General features: G+C 75.4%; 16 protein-coding genes. 8 read left to right on the top strand and 8 right to left on the bottom strand.

What is annotated here, in order from left to right; translation table 11 throughout:
- Positions 1 to 87 precede the first annotated feature (87 nt).
- On the top strand, positions 88 to 2580 hold the full coding sequence (locus ACRYM6_RS00485) for a RelA/SpoT family protein (protein ID WP_432540423.1): 2493 nt from the start codon (positions 88 to 90) through the stop codon (positions 2578 to 2580).
- Here the strand turns inward: ACRYM6_RS00485 and ACRYM6_RS00480 are convergent.
- Positions 2552 to 3175, bottom strand: coding sequence for a hypothetical protein (locus ACRYM6_RS00480; RefSeq protein ID WP_432540422.1), 624 nt, complete (start codon positions 3173 to 3175; stop codon positions 2552 to 2554). The two genes, ACRYM6_RS00485 and ACRYM6_RS00480, sit on opposite strands and share 29 nt — an antisense overlap.
- Positions 3176 to 3263: 88 nt before the next feature.
- Entirely contained in the window at positions 3264 to 4856 is a 1593-nt protein-coding gene (locus ACRYM6_RS00475; protein WP_432540421.1) for a DUF349 domain-containing protein, read from the bottom strand.
- Between the two features lie 89 nt (positions 4857 to 4945).
- Between ACRYM6_RS00475 and ACRYM6_RS00470 the strand changes: the two genes are divergently transcribed.
- Positions 4946 to 5629: an MBL fold metallo-hydrolase gene (locus tag ACRYM6_RS00470; protein ID WP_432540420.1), complete on the top strand. Its 684-nt coding sequence runs from the start codon at positions 4946 to 4948 to the stop codon at positions 5627 to 5629.
- A gap of 9 nt (positions 5630 to 5638) precedes the next feature.
- Here the strand turns inward: ACRYM6_RS00470 and ACRYM6_RS00465 are convergent, their stop codons facing one another.
- Complete coding sequence (locus ACRYM6_RS00465) at positions 5639 to 6847, bottom strand: MFS transporter (protein WP_432540419.1); 1209 nt, start codon at positions 6845 to 6847, stop codon at positions 5639 to 5641.
- A gap of 148 nt (positions 6848 to 6995) precedes the next feature.
- Here ACRYM6_RS00465 and ACRYM6_RS00460 point away from each other — a divergent pair, with 148 nt between their 5' ends.
- The gene (locus ACRYM6_RS00460; RefSeq protein WP_432540418.1) at positions 6996 to 7448 is read left to right on the top strand and encodes a MarR family winged helix-turn-helix transcriptional regulator; all 453 of its coding nucleotides are present in this window, start codon (positions 6996 to 6998) and stop codon (positions 7446 to 7448) included.
- A 33-nt stretch (positions 7449 to 7481) separates the two neighbouring features.
- On the opposite strand, the gene ACRYM6_RS00455 is transcribed toward ACRYM6_RS00460, so the two are convergent.
- Together ACRYM6_RS00455 and ACRYM6_RS00450 are read right to left on the bottom strand one after the other, a co-directional pair.
- Positions 7482 to 8150 (bottom strand): pentapeptide repeat-containing protein, encoded by a 669-nt coding sequence (locus ACRYM6_RS00455; protein ID WP_432540417.1) that lies wholly within the window; start codon positions 8148 to 8150, stop codon positions 7482 to 7484.
- Positions 8151 to 8181: 31 nt separating this feature from the next.
- The gene (locus tag ACRYM6_RS00450; protein WP_432540416.1) at positions 8182 to 8853 is read right to left on the bottom strand and encodes a hypothetical protein; all 672 of its coding nucleotides are present in this window, start codon (positions 8851 to 8853) and stop codon (positions 8182 to 8184) included.
- Positions 8854 to 9223: 370 nt separating this feature from the next.
- On the opposite strand from ACRYM6_RS00450, the gene ACRYM6_RS00445 reads away from it, so the two are divergent.
- From ACRYM6_RS00445 to ACRYM6_RS00425, 5 genes are all read left to right on the top strand, one after another.
- Positions 9224 to 9592, top strand: a complete 369-nt coding sequence (locus ACRYM6_RS00445) for a hypothetical protein (protein ID WP_432540415.1) — start codon at positions 9224 to 9226, stop codon at positions 9590 to 9592.
- A gap of 87 nt (positions 9593 to 9679) precedes the next feature.
- Positions 9680 to 10273 carry a GTP-binding protein gene (locus ACRYM6_RS00440; protein ID WP_432540414.1) on the top strand — a complete coding sequence of 198 codons (594 nt, stop codon included), beginning with the start codon at positions 9680 to 9682 and terminating at the stop codon, positions 10271 to 10273.
- Positions 10270 to 10665 carry a roadblock/LC7 domain-containing protein gene (locus tag ACRYM6_RS00435; protein WP_432540413.1) on the top strand — a complete coding sequence of 132 codons (396 nt, stop codon included), beginning with the start codon at positions 10270 to 10272 and terminating at the stop codon, positions 10663 to 10665. The genes ACRYM6_RS00440 and ACRYM6_RS00435 overlap by 4 nt, the downstream gene beginning before the upstream one ends.
- 71 nt (positions 10666 to 10736) lie before the next feature.
- Entirely contained in the window at positions 10737 to 12530 is a 1794-nt protein-coding gene (gene aspS, locus ACRYM6_RS00430; protein WP_432540412.1) for an aspartate--tRNA ligase, read from the top strand.
- On the top strand, positions 12527 to 13171 hold the full coding sequence (locus ACRYM6_RS00425; protein WP_432540411.1) for a phosphatase PAP2 family protein: 645 nt from the start codon (positions 12527 to 12529) through the stop codon (positions 13169 to 13171). The genes aspS and ACRYM6_RS00425 overlap by 4 nt, the downstream gene beginning before the upstream one ends.
- Here ACRYM6_RS00425 and ACRYM6_RS00420 read toward each other — a convergent pair.
- From ACRYM6_RS00420 to ACRYM6_RS00410, 3 genes are all read right to left on the bottom strand, one after another.
- A complete protein-coding gene (locus ACRYM6_RS00420; protein ID WP_432540410.1) occupies positions 13109 to 13318 on the bottom strand; it encodes a hypothetical protein in 210 nt (69 codons plus the stop codon). The genes ACRYM6_RS00425 and ACRYM6_RS00420 overlap by 63 nt on opposite strands.
- 139 nt (positions 13319 to 13457) lie before the next feature.
- Positions 13458 to 15524, bottom strand: a complete 2067-nt coding sequence (locus tag ACRYM6_RS00415; protein ID WP_432540409.1) for an ArnT family glycosyltransferase — start codon at positions 15522 to 15524, stop codon at positions 13458 to 13460.
- The gene (locus ACRYM6_RS00410) at positions 15521 to 16828 is read right to left on the bottom strand and encodes a bifunctional glycosyltransferase family 2/GtrA family protein (protein WP_432540408.1); all 1308 of its coding nucleotides are present in this window, start codon (positions 16826 to 16828) and stop codon (positions 15521 to 15523) included. Before ACRYM6_RS00410 ends, ACRYM6_RS00415 begins: the two co-directional genes overlap by 4 nt.
- Positions 16829 to 16889: the final 61 nt, after the last annotated feature.

Here is a 16889-nt window from a genome sequence, read left to right as displayed (position 1 = left end):
GCCCCACCCGGCGGGGGTCACCCGGTGGTGTCACGTGGCGCCGGGGCGCGACCTAGACTGGACGCCCGGACGACGACGGAGGACGCCATGGCAGACGGTACCCACACCCACGCCGAGCCCCCCGCCACCAGCGCCCCGGCCGAGCCCGTGACGACGACCGGGACGACGACCGGGACGACCCCCGGGGAGACCCCCGCGGCGGGCGGCAGCCGGCCGGCCGCGATCGTCCCGGCACCCGGCCCGGCCCAGCGCCCCGCGAACGGGTCCCGGCCCAACGGCCCCGAGCGCCGCCGCGGCCAGGAGAGCTACACCGGGCCGGTGACCGCGGGGCGGATGCTGTCCCGGCTGGCCCGCTTCGGGCAGCAGCGCCAGCAGACCGTCTCGCCCGTCCTCGAACCGCTGCTGCGGACGGTGCGCACGACCCACCCCAAGGCCGACCTGTCGGTGGTGGAGAAGGCCTTCGAGCGCGCCGAGCGCGCGCACGACGGCCAGCGCCGCAAGAGCGGCGACCCGTACATCACCCACCCCGTCGCGGTCGCCACGATCCTCGCCGAGCTCGGCATGACCCCGCCCACGCTGGCCGCGGCGCTGCTGCACGACACCGTGGAGGACACCGACTACCAGCTCGCGACGCTGCGGCAGGAGTTCGGCGACGAGATCGCGCTGCTCGTCGACGGCGTCACCAAGCTCGACAAGGTCACCTACGGCGACGCCGCGCAGGCCGAGACCGTCCGCAAGATGATCGTCGCGATGGCCAAGGACATCCGCGTCCTGGTCATCAAGCTGGCCGACCGGCTGCACAACGCCCGCACCTGGCGCTACGTCTCGGCCGGCTCGGCGGAGCGGAAGGCCCGCGAGACGCTGGAGATCTACGCCCCGCTGGCGCACCGGCTGGGGATGAACACCATCAAGTGGGAGCTGGAGGACCTGTCGTTCGCGACGGTCTACCCGAAGGTGTTCGACGAGATCGTCCGGCTCGTCGCCGACCGCGCCCCGGCCCGCGAGGAGTACCTGCAGGGCGTGCGGGCCCAGATCGAGGAGGACCTCAAGAGCGCGCGGGTCAAGTCGACCGTCACGGGCCGGCCCAAGCACTACTACTCGATCTACCAGAAGATGATCGTCCGCGGCCGGGACTTCGCCGAGATCTACGACCTCGTCGGCGTGCGCGTCCTGGTCGACTCGGTCCGCGACTGCTACGCCGTCCTGGGCGCGCTGCACGCGCGCTGGAACCCGGTCCCGGGCCGGTTCAAGGACTACATCGCGATGCCCAAGTTCAACATGTACCAGTCGCTGCACACGACGGTCATCGGGCCCGAGGGCAAGCCCGTCGAGATCCAGATCCGCACCTACAACATGCACCAGCGCGCCGAGTACGGCGTCGCGGCGCACTGGAAGTACAAGGACGACCCCAACGCCGTCGGCGGGCAGGCCCGCCCGCAGACGGAGATGGACTGGCTGCGCTCGGTCGTGGAGTGGCAGCGGGAGTCGACCTCGGGCGACTTCCTCGACGACCTGCGCTGGGAGATCGGCGCGAACCAGGTCTTCGTGTTCACGCCCAAGGGCGACGTCCAGCAGCTGCCCGCCGGGTCCACTCCGGTCGACTTCGCCTACGCCGTCCACACCGAGGTCGGGCACCGCACGATGGGGGCCCGGGTCAACGGCCGCCTCGTGCCGCTGGACTCGACCCTCGACAACGGCGACCTCGTGGAGATCTTCACCTCCAAGGCCGACGGCGCGGCCCCCAGCCGCGACTGGCTCAGCTTCGTCAAGAGCCCCCGGGCGCGGAACAAGATCAAGCAGCACTTCTCCAAGGAGCGCCGCGAGGAGGCGATCGAGGAGGGCAAGGACGAGATCGCCCGCGCGATGCGCAAGCAGCACCTGCCGCTGCAGCGGCTGCTCTCGCACGACTCCCTGCTCGTCGTCGCCCGCGAGCTGAACCACCCCGACGTGTCGTCGCTGTACGCGGCGGTGGGGGAGCGGCACGTCTCGGCGCAGCACGTCGTCGACAAGCTCATCGCGGCCGTCGGCGGGGAGGCCGCGGTCGAGGAGGACCTCGCCGAGGCCACCACCCCGGGCCGCAGCCGGCCCAGCCGCAGCAGCGGTGAGGCCGGCGTGGTCGTGGCCGGCGCCGGTGACGTGTGGGTGAAGCTCGCCAAGTGCTGCACCCCGGTGCCCAACGACCCCATCGTCGGTTTCGTCACCCGCGGGGCGGGGGTCTCGGTGCACCGCGGCGACTGCGAGAACGTCGCGAAGCTGCGCGAGGAACCCGAGCGCATCGTCGAGGTCCAGTGGGCCTCGGCGATGCCCAGCGGGCAGGCGCGGCTGTTCCTGGTGCAGATCCAGGTCGAGGCGCTGGACCGGGCCCGGTTGCTCTCCGACGTCACGCGGGTCCTGTCGGACAACCACGTCAACATCCTGTCGGCCACGGTGAGCACGAGCCGGGACCGGGTGGCGCTGTCGAAGTTCTCCTTCGAGATGGCCGAGCCGAGCCACCTGAACCAGGTGCTCGGCGCGGTCCGCCGCGTCGACGGGGTCTTCGACGCCTACCGCGTCATGGCCTCGCGCCCGCAGAAGGGCTGAGCGCCCCGGCCCGGCGGCCGTCGCGGGGCAGGGCCAGGGCGCGCCGCGCGGTGCGGACGTGCGCGCGGCCCCGGGCCAGGTCGCTGGCCCGCTGCACCGCGCTCTCGTCGAGCAGCCCGGCCGCGGTCAGCGCCGCCCGCAGCCGTTCCGCGCGGTGCGGGTGGACGGCGGCGACGTCGAGCAGGCCGCGGGCCGGCACGGTCAGGGTCAGCGGGCCCAGGGTCGTCAGCTCGCTGGGGTCCGGCCGGCGCCGGCTGAGGCTGAACCGCAGCCCCGTCCCTGCCGGGACCGGCGGCAGCCGGCGACCGCACAGCAGGACCTCGGTGGGGCTGGTCAGCGGGTGACCGAGGTGCACCCACAGCGCGGCCGCCCCCAGCACGACGGCGCCGGGCGGCAGCAGCAGGGCCAGCGCCCGGGCGCGCAGCGGGGCGTCGACCTGCACGTCGGCGGCGACGACGACGTCGCCGACCACCCGGCGGAGCACGCCGGCGCGCAGGTCGCGGTCGGTGCCGGCCCGGTCCGGCGCCCGCCAGGGGCGGGTGGGGTCGACGTCGGCGCCGCGGCGCAGGACGGAGGGGAGCCAGCCGGTGTCCACCCCCGCAGTCCAGCAGGTGCGCCGCGACGGCGCACGGCCCCCGCCCACGGGTGTGGACGAGGGCCGTGCGGGGGGCGTGCCGGTGCGCTCAGCGGGCGTCGCGCAGGGTGGCCTGGGCCGCGTCGAGCCAGGCGCGACGGGCGCGCAGCGCCTCCTCGGCGCGGGCCAGGGCCCGGGTGTCGCCGGTGGCGCGGGCCTTCTCGACGTCGGCCTCCAGCTCCCGGATCGCGTTCTCGAGCTGCCCGGCGAGACCACCGGCGCGGGCCTGGGTCTCGGGGTTGGTGCGCGACCAGCGGGCCTGCTCGGCGTCGCGGACGGCGGTCTCCACGGCCCGCAGCCGGCCCTCCACGCGGCCGAGGTCGGCGCGCGGCACCTTGCCCGCGGCCTCCCAGCGGTCCTGGATGCTCCCCAGCGCCTTCTTCGCGGCGTTCAGGTCCTTGATCGGCAGGAGCGCCTCGGCCTCGGCCAGCAGCTGCTCCTTGACGACGAGGTTGTCCTTGAACTCCTCGTCGACGGCCTCGTTGGCGGCCGTGCGGGCGGCGAAGAACACGTCCTGCGCGGCGCGGAAGCGCTCCCACAGCGCGTCGTCGTCCTTGCGGCCGAGCCGGCCGGCGGCCTTCCAGCGGTCCATCAGCGCCCGGTAGGCGTTGGTGGTGCCGCGCCAGTCCGTGGAGGTGGACAGCGCCTCGGCCTCGGCGACGAGCTTCTCCTTGTCGCTGCGGACGGAGTTGCGCTGCTCGCCGAGAGCGGCGAAGTGGTGCCGGCGCATCTTGTCGAAGGCGCTGCGGGCGTGGCTGAAGCGCTTCCACAGGTCGTCCTCGGAGCGCTTGTCGAGCCGGCCCTCGCGCTGGGCGGCCTTCCACTCCTCGAACAGGGTGCGCAGCCGCTCGCCGGAGGCGCGCCACTGGACCTTCTCGGGGTCCTGGGCGGCGATCTGCTCGGCCTCCTCGACGATCTTCAGGCGGCCGGCGCGCAGCTCCTCGCGGTGCGCGGCCCGGGCCCGGTCGGCGGCGGCGCGGGCCTCGTCGGCCACGGTCGCCAGGGCCTCGACCCGGGCGGCGAGGTGGTCGAGGTCGCCCACGGCGCGGGTCTCGGCCAGCGCGGTGCGCAGCGCGCTGACGCCGGCGACGATGTCCTTGCCGCCCAGCTCGGTGCTGCGCAGCCGCTGCTCGAACAGGTCGACCTGGGCCACGACCTCCTCGAACTTGCGCACGTAGTAGGCGATGGCCTCCTCGGGGGTGGCGTCGGGGTAGGCGCCGACCTCGTGCTCGCCGTCGGCGCGGCGCACCCAGACGGTCCCGTTCTCGTCCACGCGCCCGAAGGCCGCCGCCGCCTCGCGGTCGACGGTCGTGGTGTGCCCGACCTCGGCGGGCGCCTCGGCCGCACCACCGGCGGCCGCGGCGGCCGGGACGACGGCGGCGGGCGCCGGGCGCGGGGTCGGGCGCGCGGAGCCGGGGGTGGGGCGGGGCCGGGGACCGGCCGCGGTCGCCTGCGACGGCTCGCCGCCCTCCTGCGGCTCCGGCTGCTCCTGCGGCTCGGGCTGCGCCCCGGCCTCCTCGGCCGGCTGCTCGGCCACCGGGGCGGCCGTCTCCTGGACGGTCTCCTCGTCGGTGGTCACGGGGGTCTGGGGGGTGTCCGCCACGTCCTGGGGGGACGCCGGCTCCTGGGGCTGCTCGGTCACCTGCCTCATCCTAGGTCCCAGGCCCTCGAACGGCGCAGCCCGTGACCGCGCGCCGCCGGTCGCAGCGCGTCGTCAGTACGCTCCCGTCCGTGCTCATCGACCGCGTCGAGGCGTCCGTGTTCGGGACGAACTGCTACGTGCTGGCCCCGCAGGCCGGCGCCGAGTGCGTCGTCGTCGACCCCGGCGTCGACGTCGCCGACCGGCTCGCCGAGGTCCTGCGTCGGCACCGCCTCAAGCCGGTCGCGGTGCTGCTGACGCACGGCCACGTCGACCACACCTACTCGGTGACGCCGGTGTGCGGGGCGCACGGGATCGCCGCGACCATCCACCACGACGACGCGTACCGGCTGCGCGACCCGCTGGCCGGCCTGGGTGAGCCGCTGCGGGCGGCCCTGGAGGCCACGACGGGCACCGTCCGCTGGCGCGAGCCGGAGGACGTCGTCACGGTGGGCGACGCCCAGCGGCTGGCGCCGGCCGGGCTGGAGCTCACCGTCTCCCACGCCCCCGGGCACACCGAGGGGTCGGTGCTGTTCTCCCTGGACCCCTCGGCCGGGCGCGGGCAGGACGTGCCGCTGCTGCTGTCCGGGGACGTGCTGTTCGCCGGTTCGGTCGGGCGCACCGACCTGCCCGGCGGGGACCCCCTGGCCATGCGGCGCAGCCTGGCGACCCGGGTCCTGCCGCTGGCGGACGCGACGGTGGTCCTGCCCGGGCACGGGCCGGCGACGACCGTGGGCCGCGAGCGCGCCGCGAACCCGTACCTGCGGGGCCTGTGACCCCCCGGTTCAGCGGGGGGAGGCGACCTGCGGCGCGGGCGCGTCGGCGGCCCGGTGCGCGCCGCGGTGCAGCTCGCCGCCGGGGGCGTGGGCCGCGACCAGGAGCACGGCCAGGCCGGCGAGGGTGAGCAGGCCGCCGGCCCACAGCGGGGAGGTGTAGCCGAGCCCGGCGGCGATGGTCACCCCGCCGATCCAGGCGCCCAGGGCGTTGCCGACGTTGAAGGCGGCGATGTTCGCCCCCGAGGCCAGCGTGGGGGCCGAGCGGGCGTGGCTCAGGGTGCGCATCTGCAGCCCGGGCACGGTCGCGAACCCGAACCCGCCCATGAGCGGCAGGGCGACCAGGGTGGCGACCTGGTGGCCGGCGACCAGGGAGAAGACGACGAGCACGACCGCGAGCACGCTCAGGACGGTGACGAGGGTCGCGGTCAGGTGGGCGTCGGCCGCCCGGCCGCCGGCGAGGTTGCCGGCGAACAGCCCGACGCCGAAGAGCACCAGCAGCCAGGGCACGGTGGTCGCGGAGAAGCCGGAGACCCCGGTGAGGGTGAAGGCGATGTAGCTGAAGGCGCCGAACATGCCGCCGTAGCCCAGGACGGTGACGGCGATCGAGGCCCACACCTGCCCCGAGCGGAAGACGGCGAACTCGCGCAGGAGGCCGCCCCCGCGCGCGGGGGCGGGGCCGGCGGGGACGAGGACGGCGATGCCGGCCAGGGCGACGACGCCGATGAGGCTGATGGCCCAGAACGTGGAGCGCCAGCCGGCGGCCTGCCCCAGGAACGTCCCGAGCGGGACGCCCAGCACGTTGGCGGTGGTGAGGCCGGCGAACATCAGGGAGATGGCGGCGGCGGCGCGGTGGGCGGGGACGAGGCCGGCGGCGACGACCGCGCCGATGCCGAAGAAGGCGCCGTGGCACAGGGCGGCGAGGACCCGGCCGGTCATCGCCACCGCGTACGTGGGGGCGAGGGCGGACAGCACGTTGCCGGCGATGAACAGCACCATCAGCGCCAGGAGGGCGCGCTTGCGCGCCACCCGGGACAGCGCGACGGTCAGGCCGACGGCGCCGACGGCGACGGCGAGGGCGTAGCCGGAGATCAGGTAGCCGGCCCGGGCCTCGGTGATCGAGAAGTCGGTGGCGACCTCGGGCAGCAGGCCCATGATCACGAACTCGGTCAGGCCGATCCCGAACCCGCCCAGGGCGAGGGCGAGCAGAGCGGTGGGCATGGTGGTCCTTCCACGGGGAGCGGTCGCTCGACCCGATGACGACGACGGTAGAACGCGTCTGCAGTAGTTGCAGACGCAGCGAAAATGCTTGCACACGCGTTCTACCGGCGCAAGTGAGGTACGCTGGGACCCCACCGAGGAGGTCGCCATGGGCATCGCCGACGACGCGGTCGAGATCCGCGCCAGCGGGTGGCGCACGCTCGCCGCGCTGCACTCGCTCATCGAGACCGAGCTGGAGCGCTCGCTGCAGCGCGAGCACCGGCTCTCGGTCGTCGAGTTCACCGTGCTCGACGCCCTCAGCCGCCAGGACGGCTGGCACATGCGGATGCGTCAGCTGGCGCGCGCCGCGGCGCTGTCCAGCAGCGCCACCACCCGGCTGGTGACCCGCCTGGAGGAGCGGGGCCTGCTCACCCGCGTCCTGTGCGACGACGACCGCCGCGGCATCTACACCGAGCTGACCGCCGCCGGGCAGCGGTTGCTGCTCGCCGCGCGCCCGGCTCACGACGCCGTCCTCGAGGAGTGCCTGGCCCGCGCCGGTGACGTGCCGGAGCTGGCCGCCCTCGTCCGGGCCCTGCACGCCGGCGCGCCCGCCACCACCTGAGCCCCGCACGTCCGGCGGGGCCGAGGGTGGCGCCTAGACGACTTCCAGCCCGAGGTGCTCGGCGAGCAGCGGCGCGAGCTGGGCCAGCTGCACCGCGCTGACCCGCGCCCCGCGCAGGCCCCCCACCCCGGACAGGCCCGCCAGCTCGCTGGAGGTCAGGTCCACCGCCGACAGCGTGGCCGAGCCGACGTCGAGGTGCCCGATCCGGCAGCCCGCGAAGCGCACCCGCGTCAGGCGGGCCCCGCTGAGGTCGACGTCGCGCAGGTCCACGTCCGTGAACGTGACGTCCACCAGCTCGGCCCCGCGCAGGTTCACGAAGTCGTAGCGGCCGCCGCGGACCTCCACGCGGTCCCAGACCGCCGCCGACAGGTCCAGGGCGCCGACGCGGACCCCCGACAGCACCGCGTCGCGCCAGGTCCCCGCGCGCCAGGGCGCCTCGGTCGCGGCCAGGTCGGCGACCAGGCAGTCCACGACGCGGGCCCCGACGAGCACGAGGCCGTCGGCCCGCACCGGCCGCAGCACGCAACCCAGGAAGCGGGCGTCGCGGGCGTCGGCGCCGGACAGGTCCAGCTCGGGACCGAACCGCTGCCCGTCGTAGGAGCCGCCCGCGCGCGGCGCGGCGACCGCCGGGAGCAGGTCGGCCTCGTCGGCGGGCAGGTCGGGGTCCGGCGGGGCGGGGCGCGGGTCCGGCTTCCTCGGCACGGGCCGACCCTGGCACGGACCGGGGCGGGTGTCAGCCCGCGCCGGCGTCCTCGGCCGCGAACCCCAGGACCCGCACCCCGCCGCCGGGCCCGGTCAGCACCCGGCCGCGGGCCAGGACCACCGCGCGCCCCGGTGGCGCGACCCGGAACCGCACGTCGTACGGCCGTCCCGTCGCGGCCGAGGACCGCAGGGCCGCGGCGACCAGCGACCGGTCCTGCTCGTGCACGCCGCGGCGCAGCCACTCCGGCAGGGCGGCGACCCCGGGGTGGTCACCGAGGCCGCACAGCGCGCCGCCGCGCGCGTCCCAGGAGACGGTGCCCTCCCGGGCGTCGTACTCCCAGGCGCCGGTCGCCTCGCTCGGCAGGGCGACCTCACCCGTCGCGCGCAGGTCGACCACCCGCTCCGCGGCGGGCCGCAGCCCGGCGAGCCGGGCCCGCAGGTCGGGCGGGACGAGGGCCGGGGTCGCGCTCGAGCGCGCGTCGGCCAGGACGGCGGCCAGCGCCTGCAGGCTCAGGCCGTCGCCCTGCACGACGAGCTGGTCCTGCACCCCGTGCTGGTCGTCGACGGCGACGGTGTCGACCAGGACCGTCAGGACGGGGTCGGGGGCGTCGGGCAGCTGGTCGCCCCACAGCGCCTCCAGCACGACCCTGACCCGTTCGGCCCGCCGCCGCAGGTGGTGCTCCCGGCTGAGCGCGTCCGGCACGACCGACCTCCCCTCCCGCCGCGCACCGACGCGGTCGTCGCGGACCACCCAGCGCCTCGCGACACGACGTCGGGGCGAGGTACCAGGAGTGAACCCCCGCGCCCGGGGAGGAGACAACTCGAACGCGGCGGCGCCGCGCCCGCCCGGCGCCGCGCGGGTCCCCGGCCCCGTCCGGAGCAACCTGCCCTCCCGTCCTTGACGAAGGGATCAGCCTGTGCAGCAGGGGTTCTCACCCGTTCGTCGCAACGAGGATCACCCGTTGAGACCGGCTCGGGCCGTTCAGCCGCCGGGCGGAACGACCGAACTAGTAGGGGACAGCCTCGGAACGCGGATCGGCCGCGGTCCGCCCCACGAACCGGAAGGACCAGACGTGACCAACGTCGACGCCACCCTCAAGGCCGCCCTCGAGATCGACGGCGCCACCGCCGCCGCCCTCGTCGACTACGAGTCGGGCATGTCCCTCGGCCAGGCCGGGGGCGGCGCGCTCGACCTCGACGTCGCCGCCGCCGGCAACACCGACGTCGTCCGCGCCAAGCTGCGCACGATGCAGCGCCTGGGCCTGAACGAGCCGATCGAGGACATCCTCATCACCCTCGGCTCGCAGATCCACCTGATCCGCCTCATCCAGTCGCAGTCCGGCCAGGGCCTGTTCCTGTACCTGGTGCTGAAGAAGGACTCCTCGAACCTCGCCATGGCCCGCCGCCAGCTGACGATCCTCGAGCGCGACCTGGCGATCTGACGAGCCCCGCACGACCACCCAGCACCACCCGCTCCACCGCACGCCGGCAGCACCCGCCACCGCCCGCCACCGCTCACCGGGAGCCCCGTGACCACGCCAGTCCGCAAGATCGTCGTCACCGGCCCCTTCGGGGCGGGCAAGACGACCTTCGCCGCGACCGTCACCGCGGGCCTGGACGGCACCCTGACCACCACCGAGACCGGCGTCAGCGACGAGACCGCGGCGCTGAAGACGTCGACGACGGTCGCGCTCGACCACACCAGCGTCGTCGTCCCGCCCGCGCCCACCAGCGCCTGGGGCGCCACCCGCGTCACCCTGTTCGGCACCCCCGGGCAGGAGCGCTTCGCCTTCACGTGGGAGGTGCTGGCGCAGAACATGGACGGCTACGTCGTCCTGGTCGACGCCAGCCGCCCGGAGAGCATCGCCCAGGCCGCCGGGATCGTCGCCGCCTTCGCCCGCACCGCCCCGGCCTGCCCGCGCCTGGTCGCGGTGAGCCGCTGGGCCGACCCCGCCGGCACTCGGGCCCACCTGGCCCAGCTGCTGGGCACCTCGCCCACCGCCCTGGTGCCGTGCGACCCCCGGGACCCGGACCAGAGCCTCGCGGTCCTGCGCCTGCTCCTGGACGCCGCGCACACGCTGGAGAGCCGTCGCCGGGCCGTCACCGATGGAGTGAACGCATGATCGTCAAGCAGCACGCCCTGCGCGTGTCCGGCGCCCTCAAGCGCGACATCGACGGCGTCCGCCGCGTCCTGGTCGCCCGCACCGACGGTCTGGCCTTCCACGACGACGGCCCCGAGCGCGACCACGAGTCCGCCGCCGCGATCGTCGCGACCGTCCTGGGCATCGCCCAGCGCGCCGCGTCCGCGGGCGCCCTCGGCGAGTTCGTGCAGACCACCGTCAAGGGGACCGACGGGAACCTCGTGGTCTACGGGATCGGCAGCACCCACATCCTGGCCGTCGTCGCCGACCCGTCCGTCAACCTCGTCCTGCTCGACCGCCTCGCCCTGCGGCTGGTCGGGGAGCTCGCCGGCGCCGAGTCCGGGGCCGTGCCGGCGGCCCGGGCCCGCTCCTGACGACCCGCCCGCCCGGTTCCGTAGGATCGTCCGTGCGCAAGCCAGCGCACTGACGATCGAAGGGACTCCCCGTGCTCCGCACCCACGAGGCCGGCAGCCTGCGCGCCGGTCACGCCGGACAGACCGTGACGCTCACCGGGTGGGTGGCTCGTCGTCGCGATCACGGGGGCGTGGCGTTCCTGGACCTGCGCGACGCCTCGGGCGTCGTCCAGGTCGTCGCCCGCGACGAGATCCTCGACGCCGGCGGCGCCCACGACCTGCGCAACGAGTACTGCGTCCGGATCACCGGCGACGTCCGGCTGCGCCCGGAGGGCAACGAGAACCCCGGCATCGCCACCGGCGCGGTCGAGGTCGACACCACCGCGCTGGAGGTCCTGTCCGAGGCGGCGCCGCTGCCGTTCCAGATCGACGACAACCTCAACGTCGGCGAGGAGGCGCGGCTGAAGCACCGCTACCTCGACCTGCGCCGGACCGGCCCGGCCAACGCGCTGAAGCTGCGCTCGGCCGCGAACAAGGCCGCCCGCGAGGTGCTCGAGGCGCACGCCTTCACCGAGGTCGAGACCCCGACGCTGACCCGCTCCACGCCCGAGGGGGCCCGGGACTTCCTCGTCCCCGCCCGCCTGGCCCCGGGGTCCTGGTACGCCCTGCCGCAGAGCCCGCAGCTGTTCAAGCAGCTGCTCATGGTCGCCGGCCTGGAGCGCTACTACCAGATCGCCCGCTGCTACCGCGACGAGGACTTCCGCGCCGACCGGCAGCCGGAGTTCACCCAGCTCGACATCGAGATGAGCTTCGTCGAGCAGGACGACGTCATCGCCCTGGCCGAGCAGATCGTCGCCTCGCTGTGGAAGCTCATCGGCCACGACGTGCAGCTCCCGCTGCCCCGCATGACCTTCGAGGAGGCCATGCGCCGCTACGGCAGCGACAAGCCCGACCTGCGGTTCGGCATCGAGCTCGTCGAGTGCGCCCCGTTCTTCGCCGACACCACGTTCCGGGTGTTCCAGGCGCCCTACGTCGGTGCCGTCGTCATGCCCGGCGGGGCCTCCCAGCCGCGCAAGACCCTCGACGCCTGGCAGGAGTGGGCCAAGCAGCGCGGCGCGCGCGGGCTGGCCTACGTCCTCGTCGGCGAGGACGGGGAACTGTCCGGTCCGGTCGCCAAGAACCTCTCGGACACCGAGAGGGCCGGCCTCGCCGCGCACGTCGGCGCGAACCCGGGCGACTGCATCTTCTTCGCCGCCGGCGCGGTGAACCCCTCCCGCGCGCTGCTGGGCGCGGCCCGCGCCGAGATCGCGAAGCGGATCGGGGCGATCGACGAGGACGCGTGGTCGTTCCTGTGGGTCGTCGACGCGCCGATGTTCAAGTCCGCGGCCGAGGACGACGACGTGTCGATCGGCGGCGGCGCCTGGAACGCGGTGCACCACGCGTTCACCGCACCCAAGCCCGAGCACCTCGACACGTTCGACACCGACCCCGGTGCGGCGCTGACCAACGCCTACGACATCGTCTGCAACGGCAACGAGATCGGCGGCGGCTCGATCCGCATCCACCGCCGCGACGTCCAGGAGCGCGTGTTCGCGGTCATGGGCATCTCCGAGGCCGACGCCCGGGAGAAGTTCGGGTTCCTGCTCGACGCGTTCTCCTTCGGCGCCCCGCCGCACGGCGGCATCGCCTTCGGCTGGGACCGCATCGTCGCCCTGCTGGCCGGTGCGGACTCCATCCGCGAGGTCATCGCCTTCCCCAAGTCCGGCGGCGGGTACGACCCGCTGACCGCGGCGCCCGCGCCCATCACCGCGCAGCAGCGCAAGGAGGCCGGCGTCGACGCCACGCCGGAGGCGAAGCCCGAGAAGAAGGCCGCCGAGCAGGGGTGATCCGGCTCGCCCTGGTCTGCGCGCTCGGGTTCGTCGCCCTCACCGTCGCCGTGACGGCGGGGGCGACGGCCGGGCTGGACGCGCTGTCGGCGCCCGCCGTGCAGACCGCGCAGGCCAGCCCCGCCACGACCCGCGTGGCGCAGGTCGTCGAGGCCGTCACCCAGCCGGTGTGGGTCTACCTGGTGGGCCTGGCCGGCGTCGTCGTCACGTACCGCGGCGGCCGCCGGCGCCCCGCGGTGGCGGCGCTGGCCGCCGGGGCCGTCGCGGCGGTGGCCTCGCCGGCGGTCAAGGCGCTCACCGACCGCGCCCGCCCCGCCCTGGAGGCCGGGCTGACCACGGCCCACGGCGGCTCGTTCCCCTCCGGGCACGTGCTGGCCTCCACGACCGTGGTGCTGACCTTCGTGCTGCTGCTCGCCCCGCCGGACCGGCGCGGCGTCGTGGCCGTCGTGGGGGCGGTGGAGCTGGTGGTCGTCGCGGTCGACCGGGTCTGGCTGGGCGCGCACTGGCCCACCGACGTCCTCGGCGGCTGGCTGCTGGCCGGGGCGCTGGTGGGGACCGCGTCGTGGTGGGCGGGCCGTTCAGAGGGTGATCGTCACCTGGGTGGTGCGCCGGGTGGTGCCCGCCTCGACGGTGGCCGGTAGCGCGGTGGGGGAGACGGGCGCCACCTGGACCTCCCGGCGGGTGCCGGTGCTCACCGTCGTCGCCTGAGCGGCCGAGGCCAGGCCGACGGTGGTGATGCCGGCGACGAGGCCGGCGGCGAGGAGGCGGTGCTGCAGTCGCTGCGTCATGTCCCCCAGGGTGGGCCGGTGGGCTGTTCGGGCCGTGGGCGCTCGCTGTGCGGTCCCTGTCCACCCCCCTCCGGGGCCCGGCGCACCACCGCGACCGGGGACCCGCAGGTCCTCGGTCGCGGCGGGGTGGGCGGGGGCCTCAGGAGGTCGCGGTGCCCGCCGCCCGGCTGGTCAGGTCGTGCACGGTGGTGCCGTCGACGTCGAGGGCGGTGAAGTTCTCCGCGACCCACGCGGCGATCTGCGCCGAGGCGTCGCTGCCGCCGGTGTCGGTCGAGGCCGTCGACGAGCTCTCGACGTAGTAGTGGATCTGCCCGGCCGCCACGTACGCCTGGAACTGCGCCAGCGTCGGGGCGGGGTCGGTGCCGTTGAACCCGCCCACGGCCATCACCGGTTCCTGCGTGGCGAGCTGGTACCCGGCCGCGTTGTTCGACCCCGTCGTGGCGGCGACCCAGGTGTAGGAGTCGGCATCGGCCGCCAGCAGCGCCGTCAGCGCGGCGCTCGGCGTCGTCGCGTTCAGCAGCCCCGCCGCCCCGCCCCCGCGGCCCGTCCCCGGGGTGGCGCCGGGGAACCCGCCGGTGGTCCCGCCGGTGGTCCCGCCGGTGGACGGCAACTGCCCCGGCGCGGGCCGGCCCCCACCGAACTGCCCGCCGCCGAACTGCCCACCACCCCCGCCGCCGGCCGGGGAACCCCCGGTCGACCCCGGCCCGGCCGAGACGATGGCCCCCGTGTGCGCGGTCGAGGCCGTCTGGAGCGAGTAGGCGAGGGGGCCGGCCAGGACCGCGATCGCGGCGGCCACCGCACCGGCCTGCTGCAGCGAGCGCAGCAGCGGGCCGCGGACGGACCCGGCGGCCGCGAGCAGCCCGGTGCCCAGGACCCCGGCGACCAGGACGACCCAGCGCAGCCACGGCGCGAAGTCGCCGCTGCGGCCCAGCAGGACGAAGGCCCACCCGGCGCTGACCGCGACCACGGCGGCCAGGACGGGCAGCGCGGGCCGCCGGTCGCGCACCCTCCACAGGTCGACCGTCCCCATCGCCACGAGCGCGGCGACGGCCGGGGCCAGGGCGACGGAGTAGTAGGCGTGGATGATCCCGGACATGGCGCTGAACGCGGCGAACGTCACCACCAGCCAGCCCGCCCACGCCAGGTACCCCGCCCGGCGGACGTCGGTGCGCGGCGCCCGCCGGGTCAGGACGAACCCGGCGACGGCGAGCGCGGAGGCGGCCGGCAGCAACCAGGAGACGTTCCCGCCGAACTCGGCGTTGAACATCCGCCCGAGGCCGGTCTCGCCCCACCCGCCGGAGCCGCCGACGCTGCCGGTCTCCTCGCCGGTGAGGCGGCCGAACCCGTTGTAGTCGAACGTCAGTTCCAGGAACGAGTCGGTCTGCGAGCCGCCGACGTAGGGCCGCCAGGACTCCGGGACCAGTTCGACGACGGCGACCCACCAGCCGCCGGCGAGCACCGCCGCGCCCGCCGCCAGCAGCAGGTGCCGGACGCGCCGGGTCAGGTCGTGCGGCGCCGCCCACAGGTAGGCCAGGCCCAGGCCCGGCAGCACGAGGAACACCTGCAGCTGCTTGGTGAGGAACCCCAGGCCGAGGAACACCCCGGCCCAGCACAGGAACCGCGCGCGGCCGGTGTCGACGGCCTTCAGCACGCCCCAGGTCGCCGCGGTCATCAGCAGCACCAGCAGCGCGTCGGGGTTGTTGAACCGGAACATCAGGACCGCGACGGGCGTCGTGGCGAGCAGGAACCCGGCGATCAACCCGGCGGCGGGGGTGCTGCGGCGGCGGACGGTCGCGTACAGCACCCCGACGGCGGCGACCCCCTCCAGCGCCTGCGGGACGAGGATCGACCACGACGAGAGCCCGAAGAGGCGCACCGACAAGCCGGTGACCCACAGCGCCGCCGGGGGTTTGTCGACCGTGATGGCGTTCGCGGCGTCGGAGGAGCCGTAGAACCACGCCTCCCACGACTGCGAACCCGCCTGCGCCGCAGCGGAGTAGAAGGGGTTCGCCCACCCCGAGACGGACAGCCCCACCAGGTACAGGGCTGCGGTGGCGACCAGCAGCGCGCACAGCGCGGGACGGACCCAGCGGGGGTCCCCGGCGCGACCGCGCCACGCGGCCACCGCGGTGCGGCGCCACCGGTCCGGGGCGGACCCGGTGGTGCGCGACCAGCTCCCGGCGGGAACGTCGGACGTCGTGCTCACGACTCCTCCGCCGCCGCGGCGCCCGGGCGGTGGTGGCGCCGGTCGGCGAACACCCAGGTCCGCAGCAGCAGGAACCGCACGACCGTCGCGGCGAGGTTCGCCACCGTCAGCACGGCCAGTTCCGCGCCGCGGTGGGCGCCGGGTTCGGCGGAGTGCAGCAGCCACAGGCTGCCGGAGGTGATGGCCCAGCCGAGCAGGAACACGAACAGCCCCTGCGCCTGGTGGCGCGCCGCGCCCCGCGCGCCGCGCACCCCGAAGGTCAGGCGCCGGTTCAGCGCGGTGTTCCCGACGGCCGTCACGAGCAGGGCGAGGAAGTTCGCGGCCTGCGCTCCGGTGAACTCCTGGAACAGCAGGTACAGCACCGCGTAGGCGACGGTGCTGGTGATCCCGACGCCGACGAAGCGGGTCAGCTGCCCGGCCAGGGACGTGGGGACGCCGGCGACCTGCGCGGGCTGCGGCCCGCGGCCCAGGTCGGCCCGGACCTGCTTCAGGGGCAGCCGGCCGGTGGCGATGGCCCCGGCCAGGCGCCGGATGCCGCGCAGGTCCGCCAGCGCGGTGGCGACGACGTCGACGCGGCTGTCCGGGTCGTCGACCCAGTCCACCGGGATCTCCTGGATGCGCAGGCCTGACCGTTCGGCCAGGACGAGGACCTCGGTGTCGAAGAACCACCCGGTGTCCTCCACCAGCGGCAGGATCCGCGCGGCCACGTCCGCGCGGATCGCCTTGAACCCGCACTGGGCGTCGGTGAACCGCACCCGCAGCGTCCCGTGCAGGATCAGGTTGTAGCAGCGGGAGATGACCTCCCGCTTGGCCCCGCGCACGACGTGCGCGCCCTTCGCCAGCCGCGAGCCGATCGCCACGTCGGAGTGCCCGGACAGCAACCCGGCGACCAGCGGCAGCAGGGCGGCCAGGTCGGTCGACAGGTCGACGTCGGTGTAGGCCAGCACCTGCGCGTCGGACGTGCTCCAGACGTGCTTGAGGGCCCGGCCGCGGCCCTTCTCCTCCAGGCGGACGTGGTGGACGTCGGGCAGCTCGGCGGCCAGCGCCGCGGCGACCGCCGGGGTCGCGTCGGTGGAGGCGTTGTCGGCCACGGTGATGCGGGTGCGGAAGGGGAACGTGGCGACGTGGGCGTGCAGCCGGCGCACGCAGGGTTCGAGGTCGACCTCCTCGTTGAACACCGGGACCACGACGTCCAGGACCGGGGCGGCGCGGGGGGAGCCCCACGTCGCGGCGTCCGCGGCCGGACGCGGCCGGGGGGTGGCCCCCGGCGCGGTGCCCGGGGTGCTGGCGGTGGTCGCTGTCATGCCCCCACCTTCGGGACGCCACCTCCGCGGGGCGTGAGGTGCGACTGTGGTCACCCTGTGG

It is taken from the genome of Kineococcus rugosus, assembly GCF_050871975.1.
In the GTDB taxonomy this organism is placed as follows: Bacteria; Actinomycetota; Actinomycetes; order Actinomycetales; family Kineococcaceae; genus Kineococcus.
Note: the sequence above shows the minus strand (reverse complement) of the source record. Positions and strands in the feature narration are given on the sequence as shown.